This is a genomic window from Microbacterium memoriense (assembly GCF_025398275.1).
Classification (GTDB): Bacteria; Actinomycetota; Actinomycetes; order Actinomycetales; family Microbacteriaceae; genus Microbacterium; species Microbacterium memoriense.
On sequence record NZ_JAODOR010000010.1, the window covers coordinates 56,575 to 74,533 of the forward strand.

14 protein-coding genes are annotated in these 17,959 nt (G+C 68.4%); 1 reads left to right on the forward strand and 13 read right to left on the reverse strand.

Annotation, left to right across the window (positions count from 1 at the left end):
- Positions 1-103: 103 nt before the first annotated feature.
- Complete coding sequence (locus N4R40_RS08540; RefSeq protein WP_261606947.1) at positions 104-1,399, reverse strand: cellulase-like family protein; 1,296 nt, start codon at positions 1,397-1,399, stop codon at positions 104-106.
- The gene (locus N4R40_RS08545) at positions 1,396-4,608 is read right to left on the reverse strand and encodes a DUF5107 domain-containing protein (RefSeq protein ID WP_261606948.1); all 3,213 of its coding nucleotides are present in this window, start codon (positions 4,606-4,608) and stop codon (positions 1,396-1,398) included. Before N4R40_RS08545 ends, N4R40_RS08540 begins: the two co-directional genes overlap by 4 nt.
- 83 nt (positions 4,609-4,691) lie before the next feature.
- On the opposite strand from N4R40_RS08545, the gene N4R40_RS08550 reads away from it, so the two are divergent.
- The gene (locus N4R40_RS08550) at positions 4,692-5,555 is read left to right on the forward strand and encodes an AraC family transcriptional regulator (RefSeq protein ID WP_261606949.1); all 864 of its coding nucleotides are present in this window, start codon (positions 4,692-4,694) and stop codon (positions 5,553-5,555) included.
- Between the two features lie 155 nt (positions 5,556-5,710).
- On the opposite strand, the gene N4R40_RS08555 is transcribed toward N4R40_RS08550, so the two are convergent.
- From N4R40_RS08555 to N4R40_RS08605, 11 genes are all read right to left on the reverse strand, one after another.
- Positions 5,711-6,748: a LacI family DNA-binding transcriptional regulator gene (locus tag N4R40_RS08555; protein ID WP_261606950.1), complete on the reverse strand. Its 1,038-nt coding sequence runs from the start codon at positions 6,746-6,748 to the stop codon at positions 5,711-5,713.
- Positions 6,749-6,758: 10 nt separating this feature from the next.
- Positions 6,759-7,628, reverse strand: a complete 870-nt coding sequence (locus N4R40_RS08560) for a sugar phosphate isomerase/epimerase family protein (RefSeq protein ID WP_261607117.1) — start codon at positions 7,626-7,628, stop codon at positions 6,759-6,761.
- A 133-nt stretch (positions 7,629-7,761) separates the two neighbouring features.
- Positions 7,762-8,934 (reverse strand): dihydrodipicolinate synthase family protein, encoded by a 1,173-nt coding sequence (locus tag N4R40_RS08565; RefSeq protein ID WP_261606951.1) that lies wholly within the window; start codon positions 8,932-8,934, stop codon positions 7,762-7,764.
- A 1-nt stretch (position 8,935) separates the two neighbouring features.
- Positions 8,936-10,132: a Gfo/Idh/MocA family protein gene (locus N4R40_RS08570; protein WP_261606952.1), complete on the reverse strand. Its 1,197-nt coding sequence runs from the start codon at positions 10,130-10,132 to the stop codon at positions 8,936-8,938.
- Positions 10,133-10,245: 113 nt separating this feature from the next.
- Positions 10,246-11,766 carry an arabinosylfuranosidase ArfA gene (gene arfA / locus N4R40_RS08575; protein WP_261606953.1) on the reverse strand — a complete coding sequence of 507 codons (1,521 nt, stop codon included), beginning with the start codon at positions 11,764-11,766 and terminating at the stop codon, positions 10,246-10,248.
- Between the two features lie 17 nt (positions 11,767-11,783).
- A complete protein-coding gene (locus tag N4R40_RS08580; RefSeq protein ID WP_261606954.1) occupies positions 11,784-12,446 on the reverse strand; it encodes a hypothetical protein in 663 nt (220 codons plus the stop codon).
- 6 nt (positions 12,447-12,452) lie between these two features.
- A complete protein-coding gene (locus N4R40_RS08585) occupies positions 12,453-13,394 on the reverse strand; it encodes a carbohydrate ABC transporter permease (RefSeq protein ID WP_261606955.1) in 942 nt (313 codons plus the stop codon).
- The gene (locus tag N4R40_RS08590) at positions 13,391-14,383 is read right to left on the reverse strand and encodes a carbohydrate ABC transporter permease (protein ID WP_261606956.1); all 993 of its coding nucleotides are present in this window, start codon (positions 14,381-14,383) and stop codon (positions 13,391-13,393) included. Before N4R40_RS08590 ends, N4R40_RS08585 begins: the two co-directional genes overlap by 4 nt.
- An 81-nt stretch (positions 14,384-14,464) precedes the next feature.
- Positions 14,465-15,757 carry an ABC transporter substrate-binding protein gene (locus tag N4R40_RS08595; RefSeq protein ID WP_261607118.1) on the reverse strand — a complete coding sequence of 431 codons (1,293 nt, stop codon included), beginning with the start codon at positions 15,755-15,757 and terminating at the stop codon, positions 14,465-14,467.
- 175 nt (positions 15,758-15,932) lie between these two features.
- Positions 15,933-16,865 carry a glycoside hydrolase family protein gene (locus N4R40_RS08600; protein WP_261606957.1) on the reverse strand — a complete coding sequence of 311 codons (933 nt, stop codon included), beginning with the start codon at positions 16,863-16,865 and terminating at the stop codon, positions 15,933-15,935.
- Positions 16,862-17,956: a Gfo/Idh/MocA family protein gene (locus N4R40_RS08605; protein ID WP_261606958.1), complete on the reverse strand. Its 1,095-nt coding sequence runs from the start codon at positions 17,954-17,956 to the stop codon at positions 16,862-16,864. The genes N4R40_RS08600 and N4R40_RS08605 overlap by 4 nt, the downstream gene beginning before the upstream one ends.
- Positions 17,957-17,959 lie beyond the last annotated feature (3 nt).

Here is a 17,959-nt window from a genome sequence, read left to right on the forward strand (position 1 = left end):
GCGGCAGAGCGAGCCCGACCCCCGGAATGACGCGGCGGACGTGCGGCGGCCGTCGCGTGCAGACTGAATACGGTACGGGAGAGAAGGGGGCCGGCGGGGCGGCTCACGCCGAGAGGATGCGGGCGTTCTGCGCGCGCTGCCACTCCTGCAACTGCCACATCGGATGGTGTGGGGCCGCGTTCGAGCACAGCACGACGCCCCAGACGCCGTGCGCGAGCGCGGTCTCGATCCCGTGCTCGGCGAGCGCCAGGCCGATCGGCCCCTCCTCGAATCCTCCGAGCAGGGGCGTGTACCCCACCCACCCCTCGCCGATCACGGCGGGCACCTGCTGCCACCGCGCCCACGCCGCGATCGCGATCACGCGCGCGGCGATCTCGCGCCGCATGACCTCGTGGAACGGCGGGTAATGCTCGACGAGCCAGTCGTCCCAGGCATCCGGATCGATCCAGTCGTACCCGTAGACCATCTGGTCGGTGACGACGGTCGCCGCCATCTTCCACGCCACCGGCCGGCCGTACGCCGCCGGACTCGGGGCATCCGCACGAAGGAGGTCGCGGAGCGCGGGCCCGGGGAAATCGCCCGATCCCTCCGCGCGGATGTCGATGCGCTGTTGCAGGGCGTCGAGCACGCCGTAGCTGTACACGTGGAACTGCCCGGCGCCGAGCCCCGGCGGCACACGATGCATCGCCAGATGCGGGGGCTTGCCGTAGCTCGCGGTGACGAGAAGGTCAGGATGCCGCGCTCTCAGCCACGCGACCTGCTCCGCACCCCCGTCAGCCAGGGCCGGGAGGATCGAGAAGTCGACCTCGTTGTGCAGCTCGACGAGGGCGATCTGGTCGCGGAATCCGGCGTCGTTGAGGTCCGCGAGGAGCCGGTCCCACGCGCCGGCGAGCACGCGGTATCGCTCCTCGAGAGGGACCGCATCGATCGCCTCGAACCAGCGCGACGAGGCCGCGAACGCCGGCGACTGCTGATACTCCCAGCTCGCCAGCGCCAGGACCATTCCGTGCCGCCGGCAGGCTGCGGCAAGCTCGTGCAGCCGCGCGCGAAGGTCGACGGTGAAGCCGCCGCGAACGTCATACCAACGTGTGCGCCGCCCGTAGATCTCGCCGTCGGGCGCGAGGCCGAGGCCTTCGATGTCGAGAAGCGGCTCGAGCCCGAGATCCCCATGGAGCAACAGCGGTGCGGCACAGATGCGGATTGCGTTGTATCCGAGATCGGCCGCGTCCGAGACGGCTGCGTCGAGGTCCTCGTACGGATCGCCCGGCCCGGCTTGCGTGTACCAGGAGAAGTCCCACAGCGTGATCGCGAGTCGAGATGGGAGGTGCGCGGGGACGGGACCGGTCAGCCCGGTGACATCATCGTCCACGGTCCCGGAGCCGAGATACCGGTCGGTCATGAGGCACCGCCCGCGCGCAGTCGGGCGGCGAACCCACGCAGAGCGACGGCCGTCTCCCGCCGTCGCACCGACGTGTCGACGTCGAAGACGAGGAGTTCGGGCAGCGAGGTCGCGAAGTAGTCGACGTCACCCCGCGCCGCATCGAGTTGATCGGCGCGCACCTCGAGCGCGGTGATATCGCCGCCGGCATCCTCTCCGAGCCGGAGACGCGCCACCCCTCGCCAGAAGTCGGTCTCGTCCGCGGACCGGTCACCGACCGCGAGCGGAGTGTCGCTTCGGGCGGCCCGCCATGCGGCGCGTGCGGCGTCCGCGTCTCCGAGCGCGCGGAGCGCGTCGCCGCGGACCACCCGCCGCTCGGCGAGCGGGTCGGCCGGGTGCCGACCCTCCCCGAGCCACGCGGGCACATCGAGCCCATCCACGACGAGATCGAGTGCGGACTGCGGGTCACCCTGCGCGAGCGCGCGGCGGCCGAGCACACACGCGACCCGGTCATACGCGGCGATCACCTGGCCTTCACCACCCTCGAACGGCCGGAACGTCCGCGTCGACAGGATCGCCCAGGCCTCGTCCCATCGGCCGACGTCCGCGAGCAACTGGACGTGAGTGAGGGCGAGGTCATCGCGCGCATCGAGCTGTGCCCCGTACGGCGCCATGAGGTCGAGCCGCGCGGCGGCGTCGAGCCCCCGGACGCCGGCCAGCACATCGCGCTCGAACACGAGCCGGGCATCGGCGCTGATCTCCAGCGCCGTGACGTAGGCCGCATCCGCCGCGTCGAGATCGCCGCCCGAATGCACCGTCGCGAGAGCGAGGTTTCGCCACACGACCGGATGCCGGAGCTCCGCGTCTGCGGCGATCACGAGGTCGGCGAGTGCGTCGTCGTGGCGGCCGGCATCCAGCATCCACGTGCCGCGCAACGCGCGTGCGACGGCGTGACCCGGCTCGGCGACGATCGCGGCCGAGAGCGCATCGAGCTGGTCGAGACCCGCCGGAAACGCGAGGTCGAGGTCAGCCGATGCTGCTCGGCGGCGAAGATCCGCTGCCCCTGCGGAATCGCCGGCCGCGTCGGTCCATGCGGCGCGGAGGAGCAACCGCAGGGGTTCGACGTTGCCGAAGACCGGATGGGTGCCCGTCGGCACGCGGTCGTCCGCGGTGGCCTCGAGCGCCTCGGCGAACGCGCCGGCGCGGGCGAACTCAACCGCGGCATCGAGCACCGCGCGCGGGTCGGCGGAGGTGCTCTCACCGGCGAGAGCGGCCGTCGCGCTGTCGAGCGGGTCGGCGCTAACGAGTCCGGCGAGGGCTGCCGCCGCGACGGCCGCGCTCCCGCTGCGGCGCAGCGCCAGGACGGACAGTCGCCGCGCGGCCGGAATCCCGCCGGCGGCGCGCGCGAGGTCAAGCGCCGCCGCAGCACGGTCTTCGCGGAGCGCGATGCGCGCGCGCCCCAGCCGGGCCGCCGGCGCCCACGGCGAGGACCATGCCGCGCGGGCGAAATCCCGGTCGGCGGCGGCGAGATCACCACAACGCTCGGCGACGAGCCCGCGCACGTAGAGCGCTTCACCGTCGCGCGGATTGAGGTTCCGGGCTGTCAACCGCTCCACCGCCCGGTCGAGCAAAGAGCGGGCCTCGTCGTACTGTCCCCTCTGGAACAGGTGCGCCGCGCGCGCCGTCGCGGCCCGGCTGTCGGACGGGTCGCGGAGCAACGCGGCATCCAGGTACGGCGCGGACGACCTCGTGGGATGCCGGTATTGATCCAGGTGGACGGCGGTGAGATACAGCTCGTCGGACGAGCTGATCTCGTCGGGCTGGGGCGGCACGGCCGCGACCCACGGCTCGATCGGCTCGGTCGTCAGCCGGTTCCACTCGAGCATCGTCTCGCCATGGCTGCGCACGGTCACGCGCGTCGGTTCCGCGTCGACCGTCAGCGCGATCGGGCGGTCGGGAGTAGCCGCCGTGTCACCGCTCCGTTGCACACCGACTGCCGTCTCGACCTCGATCTCGATGCGCACGGCCCTGGTGACCGTGACCGCGATGCGGTCCGCGTCGACCGAGATGGCGGCATCCACCGTCGCCTGACGCGCGGGGCCCGAGCCATGAAGGGGATACCAGAACTGGCTGAAACGCTTCGTCTCGCCCGGCAGCAGCCACGCGAAATCGGGCTGATTGTCGGTGTAGACACCAGCCATGAGCTCGACGTAAGGGCCGTCATCGTCGGTGAGCTGCGCGTCCCACGCGCGGCCGATCGGACCGTGACCCCACGTCCACTGCTTCTTGCCGGGCGACAGCGCGGGGTCGGCCCAATGCACGAAGCCGGCATCGGTGGCGCGGTCATAGCCGCCGAAGAACGCCTCGGCGGTGTCGGTGACCATGTACGACGTGGGCACGGGGATGTTGCGGTAGAGATCCAGGCGATCCGCTCCCGGCTGCTCCGCGGCCAACGCCGGATAGTCGACGCCGTAGTACGCGCGATCGGCGTGCGGGAACGCGGTGATCGCGCGACGGGCGTGATCGGCGACGAAACCCACATCGTCGGGGAAAAACGACTGATAGTCATCATGGACGCCGGCGGCGACATTCGCCCACCACAGGAACGTCTGCATGGTGTCGGTGCGGTTGTGGAGAGCGACCTCGGCCTCGATCAGCGAGCTCTCCGGTCGCAGGCGGATGCCGTGGCTCCCCCGCATCCGCTGCAACGGGTCGAGGTCACTGTGCCAGACGACGACGGCGCCGTCGTGCTCACGCTCGATGCGCGCGTCGACCGGAAGATAGGTGCCGGGACGATGGTGCTGCGGCCAGTTGAACTCGACTCCGCCGGAGATCCACGGGCCGGCGAGGCCCACGAGCGCGGGCTTGATGACGTTGTTGCGGTAAAAGAAGTCGTACCCGGCGATCTTGTCGTAGCCGATGTGGATGCGGCCGCCGAGCTCGGGGAGCAGCATGAGCCGCACGTACCGGTTCTCGAGGTGGATCGCCTGCCATGTGTGTGGATGCTTCTCGTGGGCGATCGCATCGATCATCGGCATCGGATAGACCGTGCCGCGGGAGCCCTGGAACACGCGCCGATCCAGGAACAGCGGATAGCGATCGGGCTCGGCGGTGGCGTACGTGTCGATGACGATGGGCTCGCTCCAGCAGGCGACTCCCCCGGCATCCAGGTGTGCGCGCTGGTCGGCGGGGGCGTCGGGCAGGACGATGCGGCTCGAGGTGTCGGTCACGCTGCCAGCGTAGGTCGGGGTCGCCCGCCGAACCATGGCACATTGCTCGAAGTACCTGGACGATTCGATGACATCATCGAAGAATGGAGCTATCTGAGGGATTCGAGCATCAGCGCCTGGCGATCGTCCCTCGTCCGGCCGTCGAGGAGGCGTTGGGGCACCCCGTGACGCGGCGCTTGATCGTGACGGATGCCGGGTTTTTTCCCCGAGCGGAGCGTCACGGGCGACAACGCCCGGAAGGCACGCGGGAAGCGATCGTGATCGCCTGCTCGTCCGGCGCCGGATGGGTGCGCACCGACGCCGGGACCGTCCGCATCGAGCCCGGAATGGTCGCTGTCCTCCCGCCGGGCATCGCGCACGCGTACGGCGCCGATCTCGCCGACCCCTGGACGATCCGGTGGTGTCACGTCGACGGGAGCGATGTCTCCGACCTGCTCATCGCGCTGGGCGCGGTGGACGGCGCGACGGTGCACACGCTGCGATCACCGGAGCGGATCGCCGGGCTCCTCGACGACATCGTGCGTGCGCTGGAGCAGGGACCCTCGACCGCGCGGCTGATCGAAGCCGCCGGCCTGGCCTGGCACCTCCTGACGCGTCTCGCGGTGGACCGGGTGCTCCCCGTCGACGGCGGTCCGGTCCAGCGGACCCTCCGTCACCTCGACGAGCACGTCGATGCGACCGTGCGGGTGCCCGAGCTCGCCGCGGCCGTGGGCGTGTCGACATCCCATCTGGCGGCGATATTCCGCACGGCGACGGGAGGCGGCATCCTCGCCTACCACCAGGGCGTCAAGATGGCGCATGCGCGGCGCCTCCTCGACACCACGGACGCCAGCGTTGCAGAGGTCGGACGGGCAGTCGGGATGGATGACCCGTTCTACTTCTCACGGCGCTTCCGCGCGACTCATGGGATGAGTCCGCGGGCCTACCGCGCGCTGCGCAAGGGGTGAGTCGCCGCGCTCCTCAGGTCACCGGGAGCAGCCGTAGCGGCGACACATAGGGCACTGACGGCGGCGCCGACTCGCGCGGCAGAAGGTGCCGCATCCGCACCGGGAAGCGACCACAACTGACCCCGGAAGAAAAGGATCAGACGGGTGACGGCCGGTCAGCCGCGCGGCGGAGTGGATGCCCGCAACTGCACCTCGAGGCCCAGGTGTGCGCGTTCGGGCGCCCATTCCGCGTCGATCGCGGCGCGGAGCGCTTGATAGCCCACCTCTTCCAGCGGGATGCGGACCGTCGTCAGCGCCGGAGTCACATCGCGGCCGGTCGGGATGTCATCGAATCCTGCCAACGCGATGTCATCGCCGACGGCGCGGCCCGCTTCACGGAGCGCCGACAGGGCGCCGATCGCCACGACGTCACTGATGCCGAACACGACCGTGCCGGCATCCACACCCTCGGCGAGCGCCTGTGCCATCAGGTCATGACCGGATTCGCGCGTGAACCCGCCCCGGTACACCTCGGCGACGACGCCGCCGGCGCGGGTGAAGCCCTCGGTGAATCCGGCGAGCCGGCTGTCGCTCGTGACGACCCCTTCCGCCGCGGCGAGAACGATGGCGTGACGGTAGCCACGGTCGGCGAGGGCGGCTCCGAGCGCATCGGCGCCCCCGCGGTTGTCGATCGCGACCCCCCGGACGTTGTCCGACTCGGCGCCGAGCGCGACGACCCGTCCACCGCCGGCCGCGAAGAGATCGAGTTCGGCGGCGAGGTCGGGGGCGAGTTCCTGGGATGCCCGCGAAGCCGCGAGGATCAGTCCGCGCGGGCGTTGTCCGCGTAAGGCCCGCACGAGCCGCACTTCGCGCTCCGGGTCCCGCTCGGTGATCGCCACCGTGACGACGAGACCGGCCTCGTCGGCGCCGCGCGCGACTCCCGAGGCGATCTCGCCGAAGTAGGGGTCGGCGATATCGGCCACAAGCAGCGCGATGATCGCGGAACTGCCCCGCGCGGTCGCCTGGGCCGACAGGTTGGCGCTGTAGCCGAGCTTCACCGCCGCCGCCTCGACACGTTCGCGGTACGAATCGGCGACTTTCCGCGCCGACCCGTTCAACGCACGTGAGGCGGTGGCGAGTGAGACCCCCGCTTCGCGGGCGACGTCGTGGAGTGTCACGGCGCCCGAGCGCGGGATGTCGGAACTGTCGGTCACGATCGCGATTCTATGGTGTGAGGTACGGCGACACCGCGGAAGCGAAGCCCGCGGCGGTGCGGCGGACAGCATCCCGGGGGTCGGTCGCCCAGATCTCCTCGTTGAAGATCTCAACCTCGATGTCGCGGTCGTAGCCGCTGGCGACCACGGCGGTGGTCATCGGCCCGAAATCGATGACCCCGTCGCCGGGGTAGTGGCGACTGAGGAGCACATCCGCCGCGAGCGGCGTCTTCCAATCACAGACCTGGTAGGTCGCGATGCGCCCCTCGCGCCCGGCCCGCTCGATCGCCGGCAGCACATCGGGATCCCACCAGATGTGGAAGGTGTCCACCGTCACACCGACGACCTCGGGGGCGAAGTCCGCCGCGATGTCGAGCGCCTGACCGAGCGTCGAGACGACGCAGCGGTCGGACGCGTACATCGGATGCAGCGGCTCGATCGCGAGCGTGACTCCCGCCGCCCGGGCGTGGGGGGCGAGTTCGCCGATCGCATCGCGCACGCGCTCACGTGCCCCGATCAGGTCGCGAGACCCGTCCATCAGCCCGCCGGCGACGAGCACCAGGATCGCGGTGGAGCCCGGTGCCCCCGCTGCGGCCAGCACGGCCGCTTCATCGATCGCGACGCGGTTGTCGTCGAGCGATGCCCGTCGCGCTGCCCCCTCGGGCATCGTGAAGAACCCCGCGCGGCAGTGGGTCGTGAAGCGCAGGCCCGAGTCGGTGAGCATCTGCGCGGCGGTCGCGAGTCCGACCGCCTGCACAGGCTCGCGCCACAGACCGATCGCCGGCACGCCCGCCTCGGCGGTCACCCGGAGGGCCGTCGCCAGGTCGGCGTGCTTGATCGTGGCCTGGTTGATCGACAGGCGCGGGTCGACAGCATCCACAGCACTCACTGCGTCGCCGCCTTCCCGCTCGCGACCATGTCCCAAAAGTGGCTGTTCTGGGATGCCGCAAACGACCGAAAGTGGGACAAGGTCTGCCCAAAGTGGGACAAGGGGCGCCGGAAGTGGGACACGGTCATGCGGAGGCTCCGTTGACGCGCAGCATGGTGTGCCAGCGCTCGGCGGCGAGGTCGGGGAGTTCCAGGGCGTGCGAGGCGTTGGCGAGCTCGACGATGCGCGACAGGTGCACGAGGCTCCGCGCGGAGTGCAGTCCGCCGACCATCTGGAACGCCGTCTGATGGCCGTTGAGCCACGACAAGAACGCGACACCCGTCTTGTAATAGAAGGTCGGCGCCGCGAAGACCTGACGACTGAGTTCTTCGGTCGGCCCGAGGATCTCGACGTAGCGCGCGGGGTCACCGGCATCCAACGCCTGGATCGCGGCCGACGCCACCGGCGTCAGCGCCGCGAACGCACCGAGGAGCGCGTCGGAGCGCCCCTCCCCTTGACCGATCGTGTCGCCGCCGATCAGACCGACGTAGTTGAAGTCATCGCCCGTGAACATGCGCACGGGCTCGGGCAGACGACTGCGAACGGATACCTCCGACTCGGCGTTCAGCAGGCTCATCTTGACGCCCGCGATCTTGTCGACGTTCTCCTCGATGATCTGCAGGAGGACCTCGGATGCCGTCGGCCAGTCGTCGGCGCCGAAGTATCCGGCGAGCTGCGGATCGAACGCCGTCCCCAGCCAGTGCAGCACGACCGGGTGGGTCGCCGCCTGCAGGACGGCGCGGTACACACGGCGGTAATCCTCCGCCGACGACGCCGCGCGCGCCAGATGGCGCGAAGCCATGAGGACGGGGCCGGCGCCCTGCTCTTCGGTGAAATGGAGCTGCTCGATGTAGGCACGGGTCACCTGGTCGAGGGAGATGTGCTCGTCGTCGATGTGGTCGGTGTTGACCCCGACGACGACCGAGCCACCCTCCTCGCGCGCGGTCTCGGCAGAGCGTGAGATGAGCTCGCGCGTGGCGGCGGCATCCAAGCCCATGTTGCGCTGGGCGGTGTCCATCGCGTCGGCGACACCGAGCCCCCACGAATAGACGTGGCGGCGGAAGGCGAGCGTGGCGTCCCAGTCGATGTCGGCGGGCTGACCCGGAGTGTTGTCGCCGTGCACCTTCGGCACGACGTGCGCCGCCGCGTAGGCGACGCGCGAGCGCAGCCCGGCCGTGGGCTTCTCATAGCCCGCCGGGGCGAGCAGATCAGCGGTCGAGAGGGCGCCGTCCGCGCCGAGCAGAGTGAGCCGGGTCATGTCAGCCGAGGTCCAGCGGGCGCAGCTCGACCTTGCGGCCCTCGGCGGAGGACTGGAGGCCTGCCTCGGCGAGCAGCACGCCGCGCGCACCGGCGAGCAGGTCGAACGGGTAGCCGGTTCCCAGGACGTAGGACTCCAGGAACTCTTCCCACTGCTGGCGGAAACCGTTCTGGAAGATCTCGTTCGTGGGGACCTGGGCCCAGTCGGCGTCGTAGTCGTGGCCGTCGGCGAGGTCCGGGTTCCACACCGGCTTCGGTGTGGCGTTACGGTGCTGGATCTTCGCACCGAACAGACCGACGACGGCGGAGCCGTGCGTGCCGTCGACGTGGAACTGCACGAGCTCGTCCCGGTCGACGCGGGTCGTCCACGACGAGTTGATCTGCGCGACGACGCCGCCGGCAAGCTCGAAGATGCCGTACGCGGCATCTTCGGCGGTCGCGGTGTAGTGCTCACCGTTCTCGTCCCAGCGGTCGGCGATGTGCACGGATGCCTGCGCGTACACGGATTCGACGCCGCCGAAGAGGTTCTCCAGGATGTAGTTCCAGTGCGGGAACATGTCGACGATGATCCCGCCGCCGTCTTCCGTACGGTAATTCCAGCTGGGGCGCTGGGCGGGCTGCCAGTCGCCTTCGAAGACCCAGTAGCCGAACTCGCCGCGCACCGACAGGATGCGTCCGAAATAGCCCGAGTCGATCAGCCGCTTGAGCTTCTGGAGGCCCGGGAGGTACAGCTTGTCGTGGACGACACCGGTCTTCACGCCGGCCGCGGCGGCCAGGTTCGCGAGCTCCAGGGCTTCCGCCGTCGACTCGGCAGTGGGCTTCTCGGTGTAGATCGTCTTGCCGGCCGCGATGGCTTTGCGCAGGGCCGTGGCGCGCGCCTTCGTCACGAGGAAGTCGGCGTAGATCTCCCACCGCGGGTCGGCGAGGGCGGCGTCGAGATCGGTCGTGTAGTCCTCGATCCCGTGCTCGGCGGCAATCTCGGCGAGCTTGCCCGCGCTGCGTCCCACGAGGAGCGGCTTGACGGTCACCTTCGAGCCGTCGGACAGCTCGATGCCGCCCTGGTCGCGGATCGCGAGGATCGAGCGCACGAGGTGCTGGCGGTAGCCCATGCGCCCCGACACACCGTTCATGATGATGCCGATCTCGCGGACCTGGGGAGCGGTGGCGACAGCGTCGGGGGCGAGAGTGGTGTCAGTCACGACGTCCTGCTTTCTGTGAGGGAACCGGCCGTCGTCAGCGACGGTCCGGAAGTTTGGGTAAACGCTTTCCGTCAGTGTTGCACGTGATGTGCGACCTGCGCAAGCGCGTGGAATCAGCCCAGGCGCACGGCCGCCCAGGAGACGGCGGGCAACATGAGCGCGAGCGATCCGCCGGTGACCTTCGCGCCGTCGATGCCCCGCACACCGACCCGTTCGGGCGCACCGAGTGTGTTCGCGGCATAGAGATCGTCGTCATGCAGAAGGTGGGTCTCGACGATCCGTAGCTCGCGGCCGAACTCGGCAGCCACTGCCGTCAGGTCGACAGTCAGATCCTCGGCATCCGTCGTCGAGCGGTTGACGACGAACAGACTGATGCCCTCGTCGTCCATGGTCGCGACGGCGTTCACGGTGGCGACCTCACCGAAGCGCGCGCTCGTGAACGTGCCGGATCTCACCGGAACGCGGACCGCACGGGCGTCCGCGAGACGTGACGTGATCGAGAACGGGAAGAAGGTGGTCTGACGCCAGGCGATGCCACCGGGCTCGGTCATGATCGGGGCGATGACGTTGACGAGCTGCGCGAGGGATGCCGAGCGCACACGATCTGAGTGCTGCAGCAACGTGATCAACAGGTCACCGAAGACGACGGCATCCAGCGCATTGTACTGGTCTTCGAGTTGCCGCGGGGCGATCGGCCACTCATCCGGGCCGTAGGTGCGGGCTTGCGCCTCCCACCGGGTGAGGTACCAGACATTCCACTCGTCGAACGAGATCATGATGCGCTTGTCGCTCTTCTTGATGGCGGCGACGTGATCGGCCGTGGCGACGACCTGCTCGATGAAGCGGTGCATATCGACGGCGGATGCCAGGAACTCCTGCGCATCGCCGTCGCGCTCCTCGTAGTACGCATGACATGAGATGAAATCGACGTCGTCGAACGCGTGCTCGAGCACCGTGCGCTCCCAGGCGCCGAACGTCGGCATGGTGCGTCCCGATGACCCGCAGGCGACGAGTTCGATCGAGGGGTCCAACTGCCGCATCGCCTTGGCCGTCCGCGAGGCGAGCTTGCCGTAGTCGTCTGCGCCCCGATGTCCCAGTTGCCAGGGCCCGTCCATCTCGTTGCCGAGGCACCACACCGTGACACCAAAGGGCTCCGCGCGCCCGTTCGCCGCTCGCTCGCGCGTGCGCGTCGTATCCACCGACGTATTGGCATACTCGAGCAGATCGAGTGCTTCTTCGGTGCTGCGCGTGCCGAGATTGACGGCGAGCATGAGCTCGGATCCGACGCGATCGAGCCACGCCTGGAACTCGTGCAAGCCCACCTCGTTGGTCTCCGTGGCATGCCACGCGAGATCGAGGCGACGCGGCCGCTCCGAGACCGGTCCGATGCCGTCTTCCCAGCGGTACCCCGAGACGAAGTTCCCTCCGGGGTACCGGATCGTCGACACCCCGAGTTCACGCACGAGATCGATGACGTCCCCGCGAAAGCCATCGGCATCCGCACTCTCATGAGCGGGCTCGAAGATCCCGTCGTAGATGTGACGTCCGAGATGCTCCACGAACCCGCCGAAAATGCGGCGATCGATCGTGCCGATCTCGTTCCGCGGGTCGATGTGGGCGGTGGGGCGGGACATGAGATTCCTTGTCTGAGTCAGGCGTCGCGGCGGCGGCGGACCGGGATGGCGACCACGGCAAGCACGGCGCACCCGATGGCGGGGATGAAGAGGGGGGGAAGCGCCCAAGTGACGACGCCGACGAACACGGCGGTCGCGAGGACGTACAGTGCACCGGCGACGTCCGCGGCGACGATGGCTGGCACTGCGCGAATCGCCGCACGCCAGCCGGTCTCGGGCATCCAGGCCGATGCGACCACCAGGAGCGCGACGGCGAGGGCCGCGAGCCCCGCCCATCCGACGATTTCGACCAGGGCTCCTCCGGGAAGGTACCCGGAGCGGGCGAGGTCGATGTCGAGCAGAAGGAGAAGCGTCACCGCGAGAGTGGCCACCCCGACGACGAGACCGGGCACGAGCGCGGCGCGCACGTCGGCCCAGAACAGGCGCAGGTTCGAGTCATCTGCCGCGACGAATCGACGCATGTGCCGCACTCCGGCCACGAGGGCGGTGGGAAGGGTGATGATCAGGAGCCCGACGAGGGTGATGAGGAGCCCAACCGTGAGCACCTCGCCGAACAGTGCGAACTTCGCCGATGCGCCCGGGAACCGCGCCGGAGCGCGCTCCTCCCGCACGGGCCCTGCTCCGGAAAGCTCTCCGCGCCGCGCCGTCTTTTCGCGACGCCGCTCATCTCGATCGCTCACGTCGCACTATCCCTTGAGTCCCTGCGTGGCGACACCGTCCACCAGGAAGCGCTGGAACACGAGGAAGAAGACCAGGACGGGCAGCAGAGCCACGAAGGATGCCGTCACGGTCGCGCCGAAGTCGCTCGAGGTCGTCTGGTCGTTGTAGAGACGCAGCGCGATCGGAAGCGGGTAGTTCTCCGGGCTCGTGAGGTACAGCAGCGGCCCGAGGAAGTCGTTCCACGACCAGATGAAAGCGAAGATCGCGCACGTGATGAGGGCCGGCTTGATCAGGGGCAGGATGATCGCCCAGAAGATGCGGAGGTGTCCCGCTCCGTCGATGCGCGCCGCCTCGTCCATATCGCGCGGCATCTGCCGCATGAACTGGACGAGCAGGAAGACGAAGAACGCCTCGGTGGCGAGGAACTTCGGGAGGATCAACGGCCAGAACGTGTCGACCAGGCCGAGATTGTTGAACAGGATGTACTGCGGGATGATCACGACGTGGAACGGCAGCAGGAGTGTGCCGATCATCGCGGCGAACAGAATGCCGAGACCCTTGAACTGGATGCGTGCGAACGCGTACGCGGCGAGCGCCGAAGACAGCACTGTTCCCACGACCGCGGAGACGGCCAGGAGGAGGGAGTTCGCGAAGAACTTCCACATCGGGATGCCGGCGATCCCCTCCGCGACCTTGATGTAGTTGTCGAACGTCGGCGCCTGCGGCAGGAGGCCCATATTCTGGCCGAACTCGCTGTTCGGCTTGAACGTGGACAGGAAGAGCCACAGCAGCGGGTAGAGGACGATCGCGGTGAGGGCCAGCAGTCCGACGAGCCAGATGACGGTCTGCCAGGTCTTGCGCGTGACCCGGCGCGGACGCTGGGTCGGACCGGTGACGAGGGTCTGCTGAGCGGCGAACACCGGGGTCGATGCGGCGCCGGAGGTGGTGGCAGCGTTGGAGGTACTCATCGGTTGTCTCCCGAGTAGTGAACCCAGTTCCGCTGCGTGCGGAAGAGGATGAAGGCGATGATGGCGACGACGATCAGCAGGACCCACGCGATCGCAGACGCGTATCCCATTTGGCCGTCGCTGAAGCCTCGCTTGTAGAGGTACAGGGTGATGAAGTTCGTCATTCCGGCGGGACCACCCGACCCGTTGGAGATGATGTACGCCGACGCGAAGACCTGGAACGCGCCGATCAGCCCGAGCAAGAGGTTGAAGAAGATCACCGGCGACAGCATGGGGATCGTGACCGCGCGGAAGCGATGCCATGCCCCGGCGCCATCCATCTCGGCCGCCTCATAGAGTTCCTTCGGGATCTGTTTGAGACCGGCGAGGAAGATCACCATCGTGGCGCCGAACTGCCAGACGGACAGCAGGATCATCGCCGGCAGGACCAGATCGGGGTTGCCGATCCATCCGCCGAGATTGATGCCGAAAAGGCTCAGACCGTTGTCGACCGGGCCGTCGGCGGCGAACATCGCGCGCCACACGATCGCAACCGACACCGATCCGCCGATCAACGAGGGCGCATAGAACGCCGAGCGGAAGAAGCCCGCGCCGCGGTCACGGAAGTTCAGGAGCATCGCGACACCGAGAGCCGCCGCGAGCGTGATCGGGGTTCCGATCAACACGTAGACCATCGTGATCTGCGCCGACTGGATGAACGACGGGTCGGAGGTGAACATCCGCACGTAGTTGTCGAGGCCGATCCACTTCGGCGCCGAGAAGATGTTGTAGTTCGTGAACGACAGGTAGAGCGAGTACCCCATCGGGAGCAGCGTCAGGCCGAAGAACCCGATCAGCCACGGGATCAGGAAGCCGTAGCCCGCCAGTGTTTCGCGTCGTTCGCGGGACCGCTGCCCCGGACGATCGACGAGTTCGGGTCGGCGCTTGCGCAACAGACCTCGGCGGGATTGATCGCCGGTGACGATCACTCTGGTCGCAGTGGTACTCACGGGTTACTCCTGAAGTGATGAGGGAGTGAAAAGGGTGGCCTGGGGCTCGGATGCAGGCATCCGAGCCCCAGGATCTGAGTGCTAGCCGAGAACGACATCCATCTCGGAGAAGAACTGCGAGACGGCGGCGTCCACAGTGATCGTGCCGAACGCGAGTTCGATGCCGAGCTGACGGAACTTCTCCTCCAGCGTGCCGTAGCCGATGATCGGAACCGGCGGGGCGTCGCCCAGACGGTCGGCGATCGACGCCTCGTAGTCGCGCACCTGCTGGCTCAGCGGGTCGAGATCAGCACCCTCCAAGGCGGTCTCCGATGCCGGGAGGCCTCGGTTCGTGCCGAAGATCGCGCCCGACTCCGGCGAGTTCACGAGGAAGTTGACGAGAGTCGCGGCTGCTTCGGGGTGCTCGCTCTTCGACGAGATCGAGTGCAGCATGGACGGCTTCAGGTACAGGTCCTTCGCGCCTTCCTTGGTGACCGGAGGGGCGAGGATGCCGAGCTCGGTGTAGCTCTCGCCCAAACCGGCGAGGTAGCCGGCACCGAAGTTGTCCCACGTCAGCTCGCTCGCGGTGAGCGCACTGTCGAAGGCTCCCTTCGGGGTGACCTCCTCCACGCGCTGCTGCGGAACGATGACGCCGTCGCGGACATCCGCGCCGGACTCCCAGAACTCGGCGAGGCGTTCCTCATCGAAACCGGGCTCGCCCTCTTCGCTGAAGAGGTACGACCCCTCCGAACGGAGCTGGATCTCGAAGTTCTGGATGCGGCCGGTGAAGTCAGCGCCGCCCCAGAACGCACCGCCGGAGCCCGCCGTCACCTCACCCATCCAGTCGCCGTAGCTCTCCCAGTCGCCACCTTCCCACTCGTCCACGCCTGCAGTCTCCAGCAGAACAGGGTTGGTGAACAACGCCCACGCGTTGGTGGAGGTCGGGATGCCGGTGGTGGCGTCACCGACGACACCGATCTGCAGGATGTTCTCCGACAGCGGCTCGGTGTCGATGATGTTGCCGAGGTAAGGGTTGAGGTCCAACAGCAGACCGTTTTCGGAGTACTGACGCAGATACGAGTAGTCGAACTGCATGACGTCCGGGAGGTTGCCGCCGGCGGCCTCGGTCTGACGCTTCTCCCAGAACTCGGGGAAGCCCAGGAACGTGGGGTTCACCGTGATGTTCGGGTATTCCTCGTTGAAAGCGACGATGGCTTCGTTGTAAAGCTCGGCGCGCACGTCGTTGCCCCAGAACGCGAGATCCAGAGTGACTTCCTCGTTCGGATCGAAGGTGGCCGACGGCTCAGCCGTGGAGCCGCCTGCGCAACCAGCCAAGACGATCGCCGCGCCTGTCGCCACAGCGACGATGGCGGAGACCCGCTTTTTGCTGAACATCATTGTCCTTTCTGTGAACGTCCGTGTTCATCGACGAACGTTCGTTGTCCGTGTGCAGTGTCAGCGCCGACCTCAAGAATGTGGTGCATCGGGAAAGCGCTTGCCCGCAACCGTAGCGTCCTTTGAAACGTTTCGCAAGCACAATGTGCGACATCGTTGACGCACCGTTATTCGCCTAACGATCGGCGACCTCGAGCCGGCCGCGGGTCACGATGAGCCTCGCGCGGTACACCGCACAGAGCCGATCATCGATGGAGTCGGTCGCGGCATCCGGCACGTACGCCCGAGCGGGATGTCCGAAGTAGTAGAACCACACGGTCTCGCCGTCACGCACCGCAGCGCCGTGGTGGCCGAAGCCGGGTCCGGCGACGGCGCCTAGGCCGAGGATCACCTCGTCGGGCCCGCCCTGGCGCTCCCAGGACACCGCATCCGGCGAGCGATAGACCGCCATGCCGCGCCACTCGTCGACGATCATCCACCAGAACCCGCTGAGTTCGAACACATCGGGGCCTTCGTGGGCGCGACCACCGATCGCGATGCCGTCGCCGCGCCATGTCTCGAGATCCTCCGAGACGGCGACGGTCGTCACACTGTCGGCGGCCTCGTCCTTGGCCCAGAAACGCCAGCGCCCGTCCGGCGTTCGGGCGACGGCCGCGTCGATGACGCGATCGCTCGACAGAGGAATGTGGCCCCGCCCGCTCCAGTGCTCGAGATCATCCGAGCGGTATTCGACGATGTGGCGCGCGAAGCCCGGCCACCGGTCGGGTACGCCGTCGATCTCGGTGAGGTACATCCGCCACTGCACCCCGTCGTGGATGACCTCGGGTGCCCAATGCGTCACATCGACACTCTCGGGCGGCCGGCCTGCACGCAACGTCAGTCCGCCGGCATCCGGTTCGAGCGTTCCGGCGTACGACCATTGGACGCCGTCGCCCGACCTCGCGACTCCGATACGGCTGCCGTGCACCCAGGCCACCCCGGGCCCCGGAGCCGGGTGCGTTGCGCGGCGCTGCGTGTAGAGCATCCACCATCCGCCCGCCGGGTCGATCACCACCTTAGGGTCGGTCGCGCCGTCGTAGACGGGGTCGCGGTACAGCTCAGCGCTCACCTGCCCGCATCCCGCATGTCGATCACGGGACTCGCGAAACCGCGGCGGTGCGTGGGATGCGACGCCAGGTCGTCGGGAGTGACCAGCGCGCCGTCCGCCGCGGCGGAGGCATAAATGGCGGCGACGATCTCGATCGACCGCGCGGGGTCCGTAGCAGTCGCGGGCAACGGCATCCCCGATCGCAGTGCGTCGAAAACACCGCCCAGGAGCGGCGCGTGATCGCTGCGCTCCTCGACGTCGGGAAGCGCCCATGCCGCAGCCTCGGCCTCGAACCCCGGCGCCGGGGTGATCTGCCAGTTCTCGTGCCCGTGACCGTAGAGGTGATCGACCGTGACGGTCGCCTTCTGCGTGTCGACTCGAATCGAGCTCGTCTCTCGCGGCGACACAGCGCTCGTCGTCACCTGTGCCACCACACCGTTTCGGAAGGTGATCGTGGCGGTCGATGCATCTTCGGTCTGCGTCTCGCGGTCGAGCCGCCAGAGTCGCCCCTGGACGCTCGCCCAATCACCGAGGAGGTATGCGAGGAGGTCGAGCTGATGGATGCCATGACCGAGCGTCGTGCCACCGCCCTCCGTCTCCCACTTTCCACGCCAGGGCACCGCAAAGTAGTCCGCTCCGCGATACCAGAGCGTCTCGCACGTCGCGATGAGCGGCCGACCGAGCGCGCCCGAGGCGAGCAGCCGGCGCACATGCGCAGCGGCCGTCCCGGTGCGCTGCTGGAAGACGACGGCCAGCTGCTTTCCCGCAGTCGCGGCGGCCCCCCGCATGTCGTCGAGCTCCTCCAGCGACGGCGCCGGCGGCTTCTCGACGATCACATGCGCACCGGCAGCGAAAGCGGCGAGCGTCTGCTCGCGGTGCGCGACCGGCGGGGTGCAGATCAGCACGACGTCGGCATGCTCGGCGGTGAGCATCCGTTCCAGATCGTCGTACACCGCCGGAACGCCCCAGACCTCGGCGAACGCATCAGCGGCAGCGCGACTCACATCGGCGACGGCGACGAGAGTTGCTCCAGGGTAGGCATCGACAGCGGCCGCGTGCAGGCGCGCCACCGAGCCGGTGCCGACGAGAACACAACGCAGGGATTCGGCCATCGC

Coding starts and splice junctions, on each gene's coding strand:
- N4R40_RS08540 (WP_261606947.1), bottom strand. CDS start 1,399: ATGACCGACCGGTATCTCGGCTCCGGGACCGTGGACGATGATGTCACC.
- N4R40_RS08585 (WP_261606955.1), bottom strand. CDS start 13,394: ATGAGTACCTCCAACGCTGCCACCACCTCCGGCGCCGCATCGACCCCG.
- N4R40_RS08605 (WP_261606958.1), bottom strand. CDS start 17,956: ATGGCCGAATCCCTGCGTTGTGTTCTCGTCGGCACCGGCTCGGTGGCG.
- N4R40_RS08565 (WP_261606951.1), bottom strand. CDS start 8,934: ATGACCCGGCTCACTCTGCTCGGCGCGGACGGCGCCCTCTCGACCGCT.
- N4R40_RS08595 (WP_261607118.1), bottom strand. CDS start 15,757: ATGTTCAGCAAAAAGCGGGTCTCCGCCATCGTCGCTGTGGCGACAGGC.
- N4R40_RS08550 (WP_261606949.1), top strand. CDS start 4,692: ATGGAGCTATCTGAGGGATTCGAGCATCAGCGCCTGGCGATCGTCCCT.
- arfA (WP_261606953.1), bottom strand. CDS start 11,766: ATGTCCCGCCCCACCGCCCACATCGACCCGCGGAACGAGATCGGCACG.